The following is an 18,029-nucleotide window of genomic DNA, read 5'->3' as shown; positions in this document are numbered from 1 at the left end:
CTATACGCTAAGCTTTTTGTTCTTTTTAACTTTGGCGACTGCACGGTCACGTCTTAGGCGGGACAAATAGTCAATGAAAAGCACGCCATTAAGGTGATCCATCTCATGCTGAATGCAGGTAGCATAAAGCCCCTCGGCATCTTCGATGATTTCTTCGCCTTTTTCATTTAAATATTTGATTTTTACCTTTGCGGGGCGCTCAATCTCGTCATAATAATCAGGGACTGACAAACAACCCTCTTCATATGGTGATAAATCTTCGGATTTATCCAAAATTTCCGGATTAATAAAAACCTGCGGCAGGCGCGCATCGGTTTTATTACCGTCTGCATCTTCTTTGCCCCATACCAAATCCATAGTTATAACGCGCAATGGCACGCCAATTTGAATTGCCGCAAGGCCGATGCCCTTGGCTTCATACATTGAATCAAGCATATCCGCGACCAAAGCACGGATTTCATCATTAACATTTTCAACCGGTTTGGAAACCTGTTTTAAAATGGGATCGGGAACAGTAAGGATAGGTTTAATTGCCATGGTATCTATCTATTGTCACTGCATCAAAAAATCAAGGGCAAGGCGGTTCATTAGAATTATAATCATAAGTATCCAAAACCATTGCTTCACAGAGGTCATTATCAAATTGCGGTTTTATAATGAAATTACCTTTTACATCTATAATTCCAAGTTTGCCGCCAACCACAACTTTTGCAAAACCATTTTCATCAAAATTGTCTGCAAGGTCAAATTGAGGCTTGATAAATTCTTCACCATGGCTGTTAATAAAACCAAATTTGTTATCTAGTTTAATGACTGCGCTATCATGCCAATAGCTTTTTCTAGAAATTCCATCATATAGTTTTGAGGTTATGATTGCACCATTGATATCCATCAATCCCCATTTGTCGTTTTTCTTAAACTCAAGGGTAAAAATCTGGTCTTCATGCTTTTGGAAATCATATAGTCGTAATTCTTGAAATACGGCTGGCACTATTACCTTGTCGTCACGATCAACAATTCCTTTTTCTTGTAAATCACCTGATGACGCATTTATAATTCGGTGTCCAAAAGGATTTATTTCAGGCTGATACATAAGCCCATTAAAAGCGTTGGATTTATATTTTGGCTTTAACACCCAATTTCCAGACTTATCGATAATGCCCCATTTTTTAATAATTTGACCATTATCATTATATTTGACCATGGCGAATGCATTATCTTTATTAAAAGTTTCATACCCAAATTCTTGCGCATTGTCATATTGTGGCGGAATTACAAATTCACCTTTAATATTTATAAAGCCCCATTTGTCTTTAACCTTTACCGGTGCAAGCCCATTTGCAAAACTTCTCGCATTTTCAAATTTGAAATCAATAATGGTATTGCCATTATTATCGATGAAGCCATATTTTTTATTCAATCCAACCGAGGCAATATATTTTCCATCTACTTCAGTAAAATATGAAGATGCATCATAGATAGGTTTAACAATTATTTTTGCCTTTGAATTTATTATTCCCCACTTCCCTTTTTGGGATACAAACGCCAATCCTTGCTTGTCAAATTGACTAAGTTCGGAATAATTGCGCCCAAATTCGCTTCCATCAGGGTTTACATAAAAATTACCACTAAAAGAGTGCGCTTCAATAGGCATATTGTCGAGCCAAGGAACTATTTGATAAACATCATCATGCTTGGTTAATGGCTTATCATTGCGCCCCATTAAAATATATTTGCCATTTTTAAAAATCCAATAATTACCAAGGCTATTAGGTTTTAGTACGAAATTGGCTCTAATACGTTTTATTACCTCACCATCACCATTCACAAGCACTGAATCTTCGCCTTGTTTCACCCAAAGCATTTTTGGATTTTCGGCAGCGTTTGAAGAAGAAAAAAACAAGCAGAAGATGGTGATAAAAAAAAGACTTAAATGCTTTCTTATAAAATCAGGCATCTTATTTCCCGCATTCATTAAACATGTCTTTCATAACCTTGGCATTTACTGGTCCAAGGTTTGAAATACAGCCAATTCCTTTTTCATTAAACATAACACTATATGGAACGCCACCTTCGGGGTCACCAAAATATTCAAGGGCATTATTAAAACCCGTTTTATATTTTAAAATCAATGCAGAATTTTTAATGGGTTTTTGCAGGAAATATTGCTCTTTTTTGCCCCATGTCGGGGTAACAACAATTATTGGCATTGCGCCTGCTGCCTTGCGGATATTTTCAAAGCCCGACATTTCAACCAAACACGGTGGGCAATCGGATTTCCAAAACATGACAAGAACTTTTTTGCCGGCAAACTGGTTTGCACTAAATGTCTTGCCATTATCGGCATAGGTTGCACCGTTAAATGCCGCAAGCATTGGTGCCGCCTCTTGTGCCCCAGAAAAACTGGGAGCGAGGATGCCAAATGCCACCAAAACCAAAGCTAAAACCGACTTTAATTTTTTAAACATCTGACATCCTCTTTTTTGCGCTGTTTATAGCATTTAGGAGGACACTATAAACTACTGGGAGCTTTAATCAAAGACGAACTAGAAAGATCTTCTGCGTCTGATTTCTGATGCCGCATAAAGCAGACCAACACCGATTGCCAAACCAATCCATAGCGAAGGTTCAGAGAATGTTTTCATTATTGGTTCAAGCGCTGGCGTTAAATCGCTACCATTTTTAACACCATCTTGGAACGCTTCCTTGCCCTCATCAAGTGCTTTCCAAATTGGATAGCCAGTGATGTGTTGAAGTGGCGCAAAGAAAATATCATTCGAATTCTTAAGGAAGATTTTTGCAAGTAGTGGCAGCAAAACAATTGGAACGAATGCCAATAGGAAGGGTGCTTTGGGTGCATAAGAAGAAGACGCTAAAATCCATGAATAAACTGGAAACGCCCACAATATATATGCAACAAGCAACATTGCAGCAAATACCCAAAGCTTGAAAACCATCGCTAAAACATCTGGAATACTAATCATATTCAAGCCAAATTGGTTTGAAGCCAATGTTGTGATGACAATTAACGCAAGATGCAGAACGAATGTTACCAAAAGGGCAAAACCAAGACCGATACCAACCACGGAAACCGTTTTTGCACCCACGGTTTCAATGTCGGAAATCGGCAGGGATTTCCAAAACATGATGGATTTATCCTTGCGCTCTTCATATAATGAGCCAGCAAGCACAAATAAAACAACAATACCCGCAATGAACAATGGCAATAACGCCCCAATAAAATTGCCAAGCGCAATCACAGACGAGATTTTCTTGATTTTATCGTGGGTTAAATCACCCATAACCGGTTTTGTATTGCCGTTTTCATCTGTATAAACCAAATGCCCATTGGGATCTTTTTGCAGATGAAGGTTGTTACCATTATTATCTTCGATATTTATGTCGGCACTTGAATCGCTAAACAGGCTAAAATTATTGTCATCAACCCGAAGGCTGCCCATGAAAACAGAACTAATGACTAGCAATAAAATAACTGCAGAGATTACCAATGGCGTAATTATCAATGCACCTTTGTAATCTGAAAGATCGCGTTTAATTAGGGTTAGAAATTTATTCATATTACACCCGCTATATATTCTTTGTTATTTTAGAATTATTCTTCTTGATTAATTTAAGCCCACTTTTAGGCTCAGAATCTCGGGAATCCGTCTTTTTCAACGAATTAGGTTTGATGAGTTTGGGGGCAAAGATTGTAAACATTTTGTTCCCCTAAACATTCTGCGGTGTTGCCAGTGCAACAAATAAATCTGCTAATGCTACGCGGCGCGGTTCACCAAATTTTTTCAAATCATCGGTTGCCTTATCGCGGAAAATCATTGTGGTGCGGCCCATAATTGCACGTGAATAAATCGGCATTAGTGATAGCGCCTCGGCCTTTTTATCTTCTGACACATCAATGGCGTAGAATTTCTCTGAAATATCTTCGAGTGATGCATCCAAAGTAACTTCACCATCTTTAATGAAAATTGCGTGCGATAAAATCGGCTCAATCTCATCGATTTGGTGGGTTGTTACCAAAATGGTGCGTTCTTCATCAAAGAAATCGCGCAAGACTGCATCATAAAATGCACGGCGGTTCATGATATCAAGGCCCAAGGTTGGCTCATCAAGAACCAAAACTTTTGCATCAATCGCCAGAACGATTGATAAATGCACCTGAACATTCATACCTTTTGAAAGCTCTTTAATTTTGGCATTCAAAGGAATGTTGGTGTTTTTCAATTTGTCGATGGCTTTTTGCTTTTGGAATTTTGGATGCAAATCTTCAAGCCAATTGAACAAATCTGAAATCCTTGCCCATTTTGGCAGGGTTGCAATATCGGCAATAAAGCAAACGTCATTCATCAATTGTGAGCGATTTTGCAATGGATTTAAACCCAAAACATTCAATTCGCCAACATAGTCAGAAAGACCAAGAATACAGTTCAACAGTGTTGATTTACCCGCACCATTGGCACCAATTACGCCAACAATCCGACCCTTTGGAATTTCAAGATTAGTTGGTTTTAGCGCGACTTTCGCGCCATAAGATTTCGATAAACCTTTTGCGCTGATTAAAATATCATTATCCATGTTTTTCCCCGAAATCTTTTGCCAATTCATTCCAGTCAATTTCCAAATCTTTGATTTTTTGGACGATCGGCGGCCACTCATTTTCTAGAAATTGTTTTCGCTCACGCTCAACAACTGCACCCTTGGTTCCTTGGGTCACGAACATTCCAAGCCCACGACGTTTTTCAATAAGTCCATCGTCATTTAGCTCTGAAAAAGCGCGGGAGACAGTTAAGGGATTAACCGCAAGTTCTATTGCAAGCTGGCGCACGGATGGAATTGCCTCCCCCTCTTTGAAGTCACCGCTTAGAATAGCGCTTTGCAACCTATCCTTTATCTGTTTCCAGATTGGTATGTCGTCACGCCAGTCAATTGAAATCCCTGTTGACATATTACTCCTTTAAAAGCGAAGCCGCTTCTTTAATTGCGCATCTTACATCCGCAATAGTGTCTTAGTAATCTAATACACCACCTATGTCAATATAATTCTTGAAATATTTTTTTATTTTGGCATAGGTTTTTTCAGTAGGTTATTATAAAAGCAATTTTTAGAGGCAATTAAATGACAAAAACCCATACCAAAGCTGAAGATAAAAAAGTTATCCATACATCTGAACACCGTGTTGCGTGCGATGGCGGCGGCGGTGCATTGGGCCACCCAAAAACTTATTATGATTTGGGTGATGATGGCCGCGCCGAATGCCTATATTGCGGCCAAGTTTTTGAATTAAAGCATTAAGGCAAACACCACCTCGTCTTTCTCCACCAGGGGAAAGCAAAGAGTGCAAAATATACCCTCCCCCTCTGCGGGAGGGTCGCGTGCGCAGCACACAGGGTGGGGTTGGCAACGGCGATTTTATATAAATGAGCAAACAGCAAATTAATGAGTGGATTTATTTTTTTAAAACACTGTTGCAAAAATATAAGCGAGCTTGCCTTAATTCACGATTTACTACCATATTTATTGTATTATTTTTCTTGTTTCTCAAGCTTAACTTTGAAGTTACCAAATTAAACTGGCTGTTCTGGTTGCCACCCCAAAACTCAATAACTCATGTTGTGTTTGGAAAATTTGAAAAAACATCTTTAGACAAAAACAACCCCTCAAAACCAACAAGAATCAAGCTATTGATTGACAAAAGTAATGAAGAAATTTTTGTTGATTGCGAACCTCAGCCTTACCTTAATAGATGCCTAGACAATCCAAATTATAATTTTTTCGATAACCGGATATATAAGATAAAATATCTGGAATACCCATCAAACAATAATTACGGAATAGAAAAAATCCTTACCGAAATATCGCTTGGTAATAGAGTTATAATTAGTGAATTGGAGCGCATTGGTGAAATAAAAAGCACCCCTATTATTAAAGTAGGTTCAAAATATAATTACAAATATATCCGAGTAAGCGGGGACAAAATATCTTTATTATTGAGATATCTATTGATTGGCTTTGGCTTGCTTGCAATGCTATTTATTGGAATCATACCACTAATAATAAAATTAAATTGGGAAATAAAAAACCGAAGATAAACTTACATATAAATTAACCCAATCCCCACCCTAAATAAATGCCTTTATTATCCCAAACCATGCTTGGGATTAAGAATAATGCGAACTTTAATTTCGGGATGTCAGGATTGGTCAGGTTTTTTGCGCAATGTGCAGAATATACAATATTAAATTCAACATAATATATTGATTAATATCTATTTTTTCAAATATGAACCAACGAAAAATGTCAGCATTTGTCAGAAAATGAAATCGGGGAAAATACTACATGATTTGGCTTGCCAGCCCCCGCAACAAGCGGGGGTAACAGGTATGGGGTTAGACGTGCAAATTCCAATTATGGTTTAATGGCCCGTGACCGTGCCCAAAACCCTTGGCGGTTTCGATTGCCTTAAAGACATATTCGCGGGCATTTGCGACCGCGTCTTTTAAACCCTGCCCCTGCGCAAGATACGATGAAATCGCGCTTGCCAATGTGCAGCCTGTTCCGTGAGTCGAATTAGTGTTTATGCGCACGGCATCAAAGAAAGTCTCGTCATATTCGGTGGCAAGGAGGTCGGTGAATGTTGCCCCCTCGATATGGCCACCTTTTACCAATACGGCCTTTGCGCCCATTTTTAGGATTTTTTCGGCGGCGCGCCTTTGCCCATCTATGGTTTCGACCGTTACGCCGGTTAATGCCTGTGCCTCTGGTGCATTGGGGGTCAAAAGTGCGGCATTGGGAACAAGGATTGATTTCACCGCATCAATTGCGCGGTTTTCAAGCAATGAATGCCCCCCCTTGGCAATCATCACGGGGTCGATAATTTTGGGGATAGTTGGCGCATAATCGGCAAAGGATTTTGCGATAGCCTCGACAATTTCAACCGTGCCCAGCATTCCGGTTTTGATTGTGTCGGCACCAATATCGTCCAAAACAACTTTGATTTGGTCGGTTATGGTTTTAATCGGGATGGGGTGAACATCAAAAACGCCAAGGGTGTTTTGCACGGTTATGGCGGTAATTGCGGTCATGGCATAGCCGCCAGTCATAGTGACCGCCTTTATATCCGCCTGAATACCGGCGCCACCGCCCGAATCAGAACCCGCAATTATTAAAACCCGACCTTTAGCCATTAACGCCCTATTTTATTTCTTGCCATTTCATCGGCGACCAATGCGGTTGGTTGCCCAGTTTCATCAGCGATTTTAAATATTTCAGATAATGTATGCGGGATTTTTTCAATATGCGCCATAACTTTTTTAACGTCATACTGACCATCAATTTCATAGAAAACATTGATAATACCCGCCGCATTGGCAACATAATCAGGGGCATAAAGAATATCATGCTCAACTAATTTTACACCGTGTACATCTTTGGCAAGCTGATTATTCGCCGCGCCACAAACCACTTTTGCCTTAAGCTGTGGAATGCTTGTGTCATTTAAAACTGCACCCAAGGCACATGGGGCAAAAACATCAACATCGGCAGAAATAATATCATCAAGCGCAACAAATTCTGCGCCAAATTCGTTTTGTACCGCAGCAATTCTATCCACATCAACATCGGTAAAGCAAACTTTTGCGCCAGCCTCGACCAATTGTTTAATAAGGTTTTTACCAACCGCACCGGCCCCCTGCACCGCAACCTTGATGCCTTTTAGGTCAGTTGCACCCAATTTGTGTTTGACGCTTTCTTTTAACGATAGGAAAACCCCATATGCAGTCATTGGTGATGGATCACCGCCAAAACCGTCCTTTGGATCGCGCCCAAAGACATATTTGGTTTTTTGTGAAATATATTCCATGTCTTTCAATGTTGTGCCAACATCTTCGGCGGCAATATATTTACCACCCAAATCGGCAATTGCCTGACCAAAAGCATGGAAAAGCTCTGGGCTTTTATCGGTTTTGGGGTTGCCAATGATGACAGATTTACCACCGCCCAATTCAATCCCTGCAAGCGCATTTTTATACGACATACCTTTTGAAAGCCTAAGCACGTCTTTTAATGCCGCTTGTGAATTTTCATACGGCTGCATACGAATACCACCACCAGCAGGGCCAAGATGCGTTGAATGCAGGGCGATAATCGCCTTTAAACCAGTTTTTTTATCATTAACAAAATGGACGACTTCGTGATTATCAAAATCTTCGGCTTCAAAAACAGATGTCATAATTTTCCCATATAAAACAATCCCGCCTCTTTAATGCTGATGTGAGTAAATTTAAAGACGGGGTTGTGGAAATAGATAAAAAATTGTTATATCATTTTCTTTTGGCAAAATCTGAGGCATGATTTGACCGGTTTAAGCGATATATTTGATAAAAAAATTTACGACACTATCGCAAAAGTGCCAAATAATTTTGCGCATTACGAAGAAACATTGGTAAATTGGTGCAATATTAACACTGGTTCGCGCAATTATTTGGGCATCAAATCTTTTTTACCATTGCTTGAAGATGCTTTTAGTGTGCTTCCTGGCATCATAAATCGCAAAGAACTTAATCCAGAAAAAGTCGTGCTTTCAAACGGAATGATTGAAGAAGTTGATTTGGGGCATTCATTCCACCTCAAAGTTCGCCCCGATGCACCAATTCAGATTGTTTTAACTGGTCATTACGACACCGTATTTCCAATTGATTCGCCTTTTCAAAAAGTTGCCACTTCAGACACTGATGAATTAAATGGCCCCGGTGTTGCCGATATGAAGGGCGGAATATTAGTAATGCTAGAAGGCCTTAAAGCGTTTGAGCATTATGAGTTTAAAGACAATATCGGCTATGAAGTGCTTTTATCACCTGACGAAGAAATAGGTTCATTGGGTTCTGCGCATTTGCTTCATGAAATTGGGTCACGTTCTGATTTAGGATTAACCTATGAACCTGCGCTGCCTGATGGTTCAATGGCAGGGGCGCGCAAAGGCTCTGCAAACTTTGCCCTTATTATTCACGGCAAATCCGCCCATGTTGGGCGCGCCCATTCCGAGGGGATAAGCGCAATTTTGGCGGCGGCAAAATTCGTTACCGCACTTGAAGGCAATAATGACAATTTGCACGGTGTGACTTTTAACTGCGGGAAAATTGATGGTGGCTCTGCCAACAATGTTGTTCCCGATATGGCGATTGTACGGTTTAACATACGCGCACCAAGCCCATTAACTATGGATTGGGCAGTAGATGTAGTTAAAGAAAACATCTCCGCAATTACATCAAATGGAATTCATTGCCACCTTGAAGGCGGTATTTCTCGTCCTCCTAAACCCAAAAACAAAGCGCAAGAACAAATTATGAGCGATATTAGCCGCATTGCCGAAGGTTTGGGCATTACAATGCAATTCAAAGATACCGGCGGAGTATGTGAGGGTAATAATTTATTCGCCTCAGGCTGTCCGAATATTGACACACTTGGGGTATTGGGTGGCAATATCCATTCACCCAATGAATATGTTTTAAAATCAAGTTTTGGCAAACGTGCCGCACTAACCACCGCAATTTTATGCGCTTATGCAAGTGGCAAACTAGATGCCAAGGCATTAAGAAAACTAATGTAAAGGGAAAATAATGCTTGTTGTAAGACCGGCGAGACCGGAAGACCTTGACGATTTCCATCGCTTTGCCAAATTATCTGGTGCAGGCTTTACAAGCCTTCCTGACGATCGCGCAATGCTTGAGGCACGCCTAAAGAAAAGTATAAAGTCTTTTAAAGGTGAAATTCCCGAAAACGAATCCGGTGATTATCTGCTTATGGTCGAACGCGCAAATACCAATGAAGTTTTTGGATGTTGCGCAGTTAAAACCAACATTGGCTGTGATGTGCCATTTTTTAATTTCCGCGTTACAACATTGGGGCAATTATCACGCGCTGCCAACAAAAGGTTTGATATTTCAACCCTTGTGATGGTGAATGATTACACCGGTGCAACAGAGGTTGGTACATTATTCCTCGACCCACAACATCGCGGCGAAGGTGCAGGGAAATTGCTTTCACTATCCCGCTTTATGCTTATGGCGGCAAACCCAAATCGCTTCCATGATACTGTTGTTTCTGAATTGCGCGGCATTGTTCATCTTGACGGCCGTTCACCATTTTGGGAAGGCGTTGGTCGTCCTTTCTTCCGCATGGATTTTGCCGAGGCTGATAATTTCTCGGCACTAACGGACAATCAATTCATTATTGACCTTGGCCCAAAACACCCAATTTATATTGATTTATTACCAGATAGCGCACGTGGTGCAATTGCAGAAACCCACCCCGACGGCGCCCCTGCACGCCGCCTTCTAGAACGTGAAGGTCTGCGGTTTGAAGGCGTAATTGATATTTTTGATGGCGGCCCATTGCTGGCGGCACGCCTTGAAAATACGCGAACCTTCCGTGAAAGCGTACGCAAACCATTTAAAATTGGCGACACCCGCGGCCTTGAAAAATGCCTAATTTCCAACGATAAATTAGTTGATTTTCGTTGTACGCTCGCAAGCTGCGATATTACTGCCGACCATATTTTGGTCGCCCCAGATGTGCTTGAAACCCTTGAATTACAAGAGGGTGAATGGGGTCGCGCCAAAGCCTTTGATTTATAATCAGGCAAATGATTTAATTTTAAGAAAAGTGGAAAATATGTCTAAATCTGTTTTGATAAATAACGTTTGGTCGGACGGTGAAGGTGCGGCTGTTTCAATATTAAACCCTGCCACATCACAGGAAATCGCAAATTTTAATGCCGCAACAGAGTTTAAGGTAAAAGAAGCTGTAAAATCGGCACGTGAAGCGTTTAAAACTTGGTCGCAAAAACCACGTGCTGAACGCATTGCCATTGTTGAAAATTATGGCAAAGAGCTTGAAAAACGTAGAGATGAAATTGCGCTTTGTCTTGCCCAAGATACCGGCAAACCACTTTGGGAAACCAAAGGTGAAGCCGCCGCAATGATTGGTAAAATCGGAATTTCAGTGCGTGGTTACAATGAACGCACCGGCGAAATTCAAAAAGACACTGCGTTCGGGCATCTTGCAATGACCCACAAAGCATATGGGGTTATGGCGGTTTTGGGGCCATTTAACTTCCCTGGACACTTGCCAAATGGACATATTGTTCCGGCACTTTTGGCGGGCAATACCATTGTTTTTAAACCATCCGAACTTGCACCAATGGTGTCATTCATTATGGCAGAGGCATTTATCGCAGCGGGATTGCCAGAAGGTGTTTTAAACATCGTCAATGGTGCACGTGATACGGGGGCGGCACTTTTGGGTGCAGAAGGCATTGATGGCGTATTATTCACCGGCTCGGCCACCACTGGAACTTATATCCATAAATTATTTGGTGGTCGCCCAGAAGTTATTTTGGCACTTGAAATGGGTGGCAACAACCCACTTATCGTTTGGGATGCAGAGGATATTGACGCTGCCGCAGATATGATTGTGCATTCAAGTTTTATCACAAGTGGTCAAAGATGCTCATGCGCACGCCGCATCATCCTTCCTGATACCGAATTTGCAGATAAGGTTCTTGGAAAAGTAAAAGAAAAATGTGCCAAAATGCGTATTGGAAAATATGACGATGCCGCAGAGCCTTTCATTGGCCCTGTTATAAGTGCGCAAATGGCACAAAATGTTTTAAAATTCCAAGATGGCTTAAAAGCATTGGGCGGCAAACCGATTATTGAAGCAGAAATTCTTGACTTAGGCGATGCGTTTGTAAAGCCTGGTCTGATTGATATGACCGATGCCAAACCAGCCGATGATGAGGAATTATTCGCACCATTTGCACAGGTTTTCCGTGTTAAAAACATTGATGACGCAATCACCCTTGCCAACAAAACCCGTTTTGGACTTTCCGCAGGGTTGGTAAGTGAGGATGAAAATCTTTGGGATATGGTGGTTAGCCATGTTCGTGCTGGTCTTATAAATTGGAACCGTCCAACAACTGGTGCAAGTTCGGAATTACCATTCGGTGGCCCAGGTCTTTCTGGAAATGGCCGCCCAAGTGCATTCTATGCGGCTGATTATTGCGCCTATCCGTTGGCACAACAAAATGCTAATAAAGTTTGCCCAATTCCTGCCACAGGTTTCAATTAAACGACAAATATGATTAGAAAAGCATTATTATTATCTTTCTCAATTCTGGCTGCTGTGCCGCAAGTTTCATTGGCACAGCAAACAGATGATGGTGTTTTCACAACCAACCGCCGCACCTTTAACGATCTTGAACCTTTAAGCTTTCAGGACATTAAAAACACTATTAAACCTGTATTGATGGAAATGCCTTCAGTACGCGGTGTTGTTAGCACCGAAAACGGTGACAACGTTATTGTTATTGTTGCCGTACGCAATCTAACCATCAATATTGATGGTTTGCGTACCCGCCTTAATACTCGTGGAACAGATAGACAAAACGAATATGATAAGTTTTACAAGGCGATTAGAAAAACAATTTCAAATGGCGACCCCTTTACACCTGAAAACTTGAAAGTTGTAATAAGAACCTCTGACGCTCTTAATGACTTTGAACAACAGACTGCATTAGATAAAATACCAAACTACGTCCTACGCCGTCCATTATTCGATAATTTAGAGATGGCAGTGGTTGCAGATACCAAAACCTCAATTGCCTTTATGCCAATTGGACGGTTGCACGATTTATCATTAACCGAAGACGATGCGTTTAAAAAAGCAATTCAGAATATGAATGATAATGCGCAAACAATCGAGTTTAAGGATAATGATGGGCTTTATTATGCCAATGTACCGGCAGGTTTTGCACCTAGTCTTATGTTACTCGATAATGTAATCGAAATGCTAAAGACAAAATATCCCGATGGTTATGCCGTGGCAATCCCAAACCGTGATGAATTTATTGCGGCTCCTTTATCTGATGCTGAAGCGTTAAAGAAACTCGAAGAAGTCGCAAAAAAAGATGCGGATGGTTATTACGCATTGAATAATAAAATCTACACTCGTGTAGACGATAAATGGGTCGCAATTGAACCGAACAAATAAATACCTGAAATAAAAATCCCTTTATACGGGATTTATGTTGCATTTTATTTGCACACATCTAGTAATGTGTAAATATAGATGCAAAGGAAATAGGTATGAGTGGCTTAATAGATCAAATTTTATCTGCTGGCGGTGGTCAAGCGGTTGAAATGATTGCAGGGCGTTTTGGAATTTCTCCGGCACAATCCCAAAGCGCGATTGAGGCATTGGCCCCAATGATCGCAGGTGGCTTTAAGAATCAGGCAAATAGCGGCGGACTTGAAAACATTCTTGGCAGTGTTTTAAATCAAAACCACGTTCAAATTGGTGATAATCCTGAAGAGCTTGCACGCCCTGGCACAACTGCCGCAGGTAATGAAATTTTGGGCGCAATTTTTGGGTCTAAAGATGTTTCGCGCCAAGTGGCAACAAATGCAGCAAATCAAACGGGCCTAAGCACTGACTTATTGAAACAAATGCTTCCAGTTCTTGCAACAATGGCGGCAGGGGCGATGGCATCAAAAGCTAATTCTGGCGGCCTAGGAAGTATTCTTGGTAACGCAATCGGCAACAGTGCAGGTGGCGGAATCGGCGATATCCTTAATTCTGTTACTCAAGGAAACACTGGTGGTAACGCAGGGATTTTAGGAAATCTTGCCAATATGATTGATATGGACAAGGATGGTAATCCGCTTGATGACATCATGAAAATGATTGGAAGATAGTATTTTAAACAAATTACATAGATTCTTCTAGACTTGCGCGCTATTCTTTGCTAATGGCGCGCCTTCAAGTTTTAATGTTTATATATGGGCGAATATTGCCCGTTTTAAAAAGAGAATAAAATGAAAGCCGATATTCATCCTAAATACGATTTTATTACCGTCACTATGACCGACGGTACAACATTCAAAACCCGCTCAACTATGGGCGGCGAAGGTAAAACCCTTAACCTTGATATTGATCCGACTTCTCACCCTGCATGGACTGGCGGCAACGCACAATTGCTTGACCGTGGTGGTCGCGTATCACGCTTTAAAGACAAATTTGGCGGTCTTTTTAAAAAGTAATCCTGGTCAAATAATAATTTTCGTAACAGCGAAAAATCGAAAGCCCTGCAAACGCAGGGCTTTTTTTAAATCTTGCGGAATTTATCCGAATTCTTTTTTACGAAATATTCGGCAACTCTATCGGGTAATAATTTAAACATTGCTGCAATTGCTTTGTTGGATTTGCCTGTAACATAAACCGCTCGATTTTCTTCCAATGCTTTAAAACCTAACTCTGCAACTACGTCGGCATCAAGCCACATAAATTTTGGCATTTTAGATACCAATTCACGGGTTCCATTCACATCGTGAAATTCGGAATATGTAAAACCAGGGCAAAGTGCGGTTACATGTATGCCAGTTCCTTGACATTCGAGATTAAGGCTTTGCGACATCTTTATCATATAAGCTTTAACAGGCGTATATAATGTATGCCCCAATGACCCCGGCAAATGTCCGGCCAATGATGCAATATTAATAATTCTCCCAAATCCGCGCTCTTTCATGCCACTTAAAACCTTATGGCAAAGCTCTGTTGGGGTATTAAGCATTATTTGCAAAAAATCCTGTTGTTCTTGCCACTTAGTTGTCAAAAAAGTTCCCGGCAAACCATAGCCTGCATTATTGATAAGAGCATCAATTGTAAGATTATTCTCTGCAACAATATTTAAAATATTATCGGCAGCATATGGTTTATGTAAATCTTGAATGATTATCAGGGTTTTAGCACCCCACTTTTCGGCAACTTCGGTTGCAATCTCACGCAGTCGCTCCTCGCGCCGCGCCACAAGAATCAGGTCATAACCGCGTTCTGCCATAAGATATGCAAATTCGCGCCCAATTCCAGCAGAAGCACCAGTTATAAGACAGTTTCGACTAGCCATTAATATTTGCCTTTAAAAATATTGGTTTAATTTGCACACATATATATCAGTCAAAATAAAAAGTATATTTTGTGTTGATAACATTTGAAGAATTTTCATAAAAATAGTAACGCTCCACTTTCGCATAGCTGAAAATATGCGCAAATTTACTACGGCAATTGTAATACTCAATTGCTTATGGGTAATCAGGGGGCACTTTTGAATACAAGCTCAGATAGCCAACAAAGCGATGCTAAAAATGGCGGTGATTTCAAGTCAGAAAACTTGGAAAGCTCAAATGGAAATAATGGACATGAACCTTTAAAACATGCAGGGTTTTTAACACTCGCGCTCGGTTCAATTGGTGTTGTTTTTGGCGACATTGGTACAAGCCCATTCTACGCCATGCGTGAATCATTGGCACATGCAAAAGGCAACCTTGGTTTAGAGGCATCTGTAATAGGCATTGTTTCCCTAATATTTTGGGCATTAATGCTTATTGTTACCCTTAAATACGTTGTATTCCTTATGCGCGCAGATAACAAAGGCGAAGGTGGTACATTGGTACTTATGGCGCTTGCGCAAAAGGCCATGGGAAAACCAACGGGATGGATTTTTATTGGTGGCGTCATCGGTGCGGCGTTCTTTTATGGTGATGGCATCATTACGCCGGCAATTTCGGTACTTGGTGCTGTTGAAGGTTTAAAAGAAGCGCCCGCAATTGGTCATATGCTACGGATTTATATCGTGCCAATTTCGGCATTCATTCTTATTGCACTATTCTTAGTACAGTCAAAAGGTACGCATGCAATTGCCTCTTGGTTTGGCCCGATTACAGCAATTTGGTTCTTAACCCTTGCCGCACTTGGCCTTATGCACATTGCCGACGATCCACAAATGCGAATTTTACACGCATTAAATCCATATTTCGCAATTAAATTCCTTATTTCCAATGGTTTCATCGCATTCTTGGTTTTAGGTAGTGTTTTCCTAGCAGTTACTGGCGCCGAAGCGCTTTATGCCGACATGGGTCACTTTGGTAAGGGGCCAATCCGTGCTGCATGGTTCATCTTAGTTTTACCATCTTTGACACTTAACTATCTCGGACAAGGTGCATTTGTTATTTCCCACCCAGAAGCGGCAAAAGACCCGTTCTGGATGATGGTTCCTGATGGCATGTTCTGGCCAATTATGATTTTAGCAACTTTGGCGGCAATCATTGCTTCACAAGCGGTTATTACGGGTGCATTCTCTTTAACACAGCAGGCGGTTCAACTTGGCCTATTGCCAAGGATGCAAATCAAGAGAACCTCAGAAACCCAAGCGGGTCAAATCTTTGTGCCACAAATCAACAGTTTCTTGATGATTGGCGTATTGCTTTTGGTATTCTCATTCCAATCATCATCCGCACTTACTTCTGCATATGGTATTGCAATTACCGGCGCTATGTTGATGGATACAATCCTTGCTGCACCGGTTGTTACAAGGCTTTGGAAATGGAAAACTTGGCAGGCCGCAGTATTGCTTATCCCAATCCTTTGCATGGACTTTATCTTTGTTGGATCACAGCTTCCTAAAATACCACATGGCGCATGGTTGCCATTGGTGTTGGGTGCGGCACTTGTCTTGATTATGTGGACATGGACATCAGGAACAAAAATTCTAGCCGAGAAAACCCGCCGCGATTCAATTCCGCTAAAAACACTGCTTGATAATTTGGCGGCGCATCCTGTTCACAAAGTACCTGGAACCGCAATATTCCTGACCTCTGACCCTGATCTTGCGCCAGTGGCATTGATGCATAACCTAAAACACAATAAGGTACTGCATGAAAATATCGCTGTCTTGAGTGTTTCAACCGCTGAAATGCCACGTGTTCCAGAAGCAGATAGGCTTGAAATTATCGATGTGACCGGAACAGTACGCAAAGTTATTGTTAAATACGGTTTCATGGAAAGCCCAAATATTCCAAAAGCACTTACATTGTGCCGTAAACAGGGTTTGAAGTTTGATATCATGTCAACTTCGTTCTTCTTGGGTCACCGCACTATTGTTGCATCTGCCCATTCAGGAATGCCATTATGGCAAGATAGATTGTTCATTTTCTTGTCACGTAACGCAACTAATGCGACAGACTTCTTCCACATTCCTTCTGGTCGTGTGGTGGAACTTGGAACACAAGTGGTGGTTTAATTATTCAAATTGCCGCCTTTGCTTCGCTCGCTTGGCAAATGTGGGAAAAATAAGATAATAAAACCGAAAACGTGGTTTCCGATTTTTATTGACATTTTGGATACAGATGTAGAGATTAAACCCAAACCAACAGTATTTACTATCCATAAAAATGGAACGTAAAGGTATTTGATTGTGAGGGTTTATGAAAATTACACTGCGACTTTTAATTTTTGTATTTGTTGTTTTAAATTTTTCAAATGCTTACGCAGAGTCAAAAGCTGCCCAAGATGCTTATTTGGCATATAAGGCCAATAAAGCGGAAATGGATCGTCTGCTTGCAATAAACCCAAACTTAAATGCCACTGAATATTGTAATAACTTTCAACAATTAATGCAAAAAGTCGATGATACTGAAAAGTCACTGGCTAAATTTGCAAGTCTTAGTACGGAACAAGAATCTATTGATGCAGCCAATGCATTTCTTGCAAAATTTCCTGGATTTAAAGAACAAATACGTGCCAAAAACAAATTGGAATGTAGTGCCGATGCTATCAAAAAAGCGGATAACAAGCGTATTCGTAACGAATATGTTGCCAAATATAACAAAAGCATTGAAGATGCCAACAATTACCGACAAGAAGCAATTAATATTATAAAAAGAAACGGCTCACAGTCTTATCTTTGTTCAGCTTTTAGGAGTGAGCGAGAATCCCTTTATTATGCACATTCTGCATTATATGCAACGTTTGGACTTGTTCCAGAGCTTGATTATCGTGGTGAAACAACCGCAAAGGAACTTGAAAAGAAGTTTGACCAAAACAAGCTGGATATAGATGCCGAAGGGTGTTGAAAGGACAATCTCCTTTATTTTGGCTTTATAGTTTAACTTTTACACTT

19 protein-coding genes are annotated in these 18,029 nt (G+C 40.8%); 10 read left to right on the top strand and 9 right to left on the bottom strand.

All coding sequences use genetic code 11. The features are described 5' to 3' along the window. The 6 genes from def to KXV15_RS08830 form a co-directional block, all read right to left on the bottom strand. Entirely contained in the window at positions 1-537 is a 537-nt protein-coding gene (gene def, locus KXV15_RS08855; RefSeq protein WP_240007826.1) for a peptide deformylase, read from the bottom strand. 31 nt (positions 538-568) lie between these two features. Beyond that, positions 569-1,957, bottom strand: a complete 1,389-nt coding sequence (locus tag KXV15_RS08850) for a WG repeat-containing protein (RefSeq protein WP_240007825.1) — start codon at positions 1,955-1,957, stop codon at positions 569-571. A gap of 1 nt (position 1,958) precedes the next feature. Then, on the bottom strand, positions 1,959-2,468 hold the full coding sequence (locus KXV15_RS08845; RefSeq protein WP_240007824.1) for a redoxin family protein: 510 nt from the start codon (positions 2,466-2,468) through the stop codon (positions 1,959-1,961). Positions 2,469-2,546: 78 nt separating this feature from the next. Then, a complete protein-coding gene (locus KXV15_RS08840) occupies positions 2,547-3,578 on the bottom strand; it encodes a hypothetical protein (RefSeq protein ID WP_240007823.1) in 1,032 nt (343 codons plus the stop codon). 151 nt (positions 3,579-3,729) lie between these two features. Beyond that, positions 3,730-4,593 carry an ABC transporter ATP-binding protein gene (locus KXV15_RS08835; RefSeq protein WP_240007822.1) on the bottom strand — a complete coding sequence of 288 codons (864 nt, stop codon included), beginning with the start codon at positions 4,591-4,593 and terminating at the stop codon, positions 3,730-3,732. Next, a complete protein-coding gene (locus KXV15_RS08830; protein WP_240007821.1) occupies positions 4,586-4,963 on the bottom strand; it encodes a GntR family transcriptional regulator in 378 nt (125 codons plus the stop codon). Before KXV15_RS08830 ends, KXV15_RS08835 begins: the two co-directional genes overlap by 8 nt. 171 nt (positions 4,964-5,134) lie before the next feature. Between KXV15_RS08830 and KXV15_RS08825 the strand changes: the two genes are divergently transcribed. Next, positions 5,135-5,311, top strand: a complete 177-nt coding sequence (locus KXV15_RS08825) for a zinc-finger domain-containing protein (RefSeq protein ID WP_240007820.1) — start codon at positions 5,135-5,137, stop codon at positions 5,309-5,311. Between the two features lie 125 nt (positions 5,312-5,436). After that, positions 5,437-6,108, top strand: coding sequence for a hypothetical protein (locus tag KXV15_RS08820; RefSeq protein WP_240007819.1), 672 nt, complete (start codon positions 5,437-5,439; stop codon positions 6,106-6,108). Between the two features lie 297 nt (positions 6,109-6,405). On the opposite strand, the gene thiD is transcribed toward KXV15_RS08820, so the two are convergent. Both thiD and KXV15_RS08810 read right to left on the bottom strand, forming a co-directional pair. Continuing rightward, positions 6,406-7,203 carry a bifunctional hydroxymethylpyrimidine kinase/phosphomethylpyrimidine kinase gene (thiD, locus tag KXV15_RS08815; RefSeq protein ID WP_240007818.1) on the bottom strand — a complete coding sequence of 266 codons (798 nt, stop codon included), beginning with the start codon at positions 7,201-7,203 and terminating at the stop codon, positions 6,406-6,408. Further along, positions 7,203-8,246 (bottom strand): Glu/Leu/Phe/Val family dehydrogenase, encoded by a 1,044-nt coding sequence (locus KXV15_RS08810; RefSeq protein ID WP_240007817.1) that lies wholly within the window; start codon positions 8,244-8,246, stop codon positions 7,203-7,205. The genes thiD and KXV15_RS08810 overlap by 1 nt, the downstream gene beginning before the upstream one ends. A gap of 123 nt (positions 8,247-8,369) precedes the next feature. Between KXV15_RS08810 and KXV15_RS08805 the strand changes: the two genes are divergently transcribed. The 6 genes from KXV15_RS08805 to rpmE all read left to right on the top strand — a co-directional run bounded on the left by KXV15_RS08805 (position 8,370) and on the right by rpmE (position 14,115). Continuing rightward, positions 8,370-9,623 carry a hydrolase gene (locus tag KXV15_RS08805; protein ID WP_240007816.1) on the top strand — a complete coding sequence of 418 codons (1,254 nt, stop codon included), beginning with the start codon at positions 8,370-8,372 and terminating at the stop codon, positions 9,621-9,623. A gap of 10 nt (positions 9,624-9,633) precedes the next feature. Continuing rightward, positions 9,634-10,650, top strand: coding sequence for an arginine N-succinyltransferase (locus KXV15_RS08800; RefSeq protein ID WP_240007815.1), 1,017 nt, complete (start codon positions 9,634-9,636; stop codon positions 10,648-10,650). Positions 10,651-10,687: 37 nt separating this feature from the next. Next, on the top strand, positions 10,688-12,145 hold the full coding sequence (gene astD / locus KXV15_RS08795) for a succinylglutamate-semialdehyde dehydrogenase (protein WP_240007814.1): 1,458 nt from the start codon (positions 10,688-10,690) through the stop codon (positions 12,143-12,145). A gap of 9 nt (positions 12,146-12,154) precedes the next feature. Then, positions 12,155-13,066: a DUF1444 domain-containing protein gene (locus tag KXV15_RS08790; RefSeq protein WP_240007813.1), complete on the top strand. Its 912-nt coding sequence runs from the start codon at positions 12,155-12,157 to the stop codon at positions 13,064-13,066. A 95-nt stretch (positions 13,067-13,161) separates the two neighbouring features. Next, complete coding sequence (locus KXV15_RS08785; protein WP_240007812.1) at positions 13,162-13,770, top strand: DUF937 domain-containing protein; 609 nt, start codon at positions 13,162-13,164, stop codon at positions 13,768-13,770. Positions 13,771-13,890: 120 nt separating this feature from the next. Continuing rightward, positions 13,891-14,115, top strand: coding sequence for a 50S ribosomal protein L31 (rpmE, locus tag KXV15_RS08780; protein ID WP_240007811.1), 225 nt, complete (start codon positions 13,891-13,893; stop codon positions 14,113-14,115). Positions 14,116-14,180: 65 nt separating this feature from the next. Here rpmE and KXV15_RS08775 read toward each other — a convergent pair whose 3' ends face one another. Next, positions 14,181-14,978: an SDR family NAD(P)-dependent oxidoreductase gene (locus KXV15_RS08775; protein ID WP_240007810.1), complete on the bottom strand. Its 798-nt coding sequence runs from the start codon at positions 14,976-14,978 to the stop codon at positions 14,181-14,183. Positions 14,979-15,155: 177 nt separating this feature from the next. Between KXV15_RS08775 and KXV15_RS08770 the strand changes: the two genes are divergently transcribed. Next, entirely contained in the window at positions 15,156-17,150 is a 1,995-nt protein-coding gene (locus KXV15_RS08770; RefSeq protein ID WP_420830577.1) for a potassium transporter Kup, read from the top strand. A 184-nt stretch (positions 17,151-17,334) separates the two neighbouring features. Continuing rightward, positions 17,335-17,982, top strand: a complete 648-nt coding sequence (locus KXV15_RS08765; protein ID WP_240007809.1) for a hypothetical protein — start codon at positions 17,335-17,337, stop codon at positions 17,980-17,982. Positions 17,983-18,029 lie beyond the last annotated feature (47 nt).

Source organism: Pseudaquidulcibacter saccharophilus (assembly GCF_019455445.1).
In the GTDB taxonomy this organism is placed as follows: Bacteria; Pseudomonadota; Alphaproteobacteria; order Caulobacterales; family Aquidulcibacteraceae; genus Pseudaquidulcibacter; species Pseudaquidulcibacter saccharophilus.
Note: the sequence above shows the minus strand (reverse complement) of the source record. Positions and strands in the feature narration are given on the sequence as shown.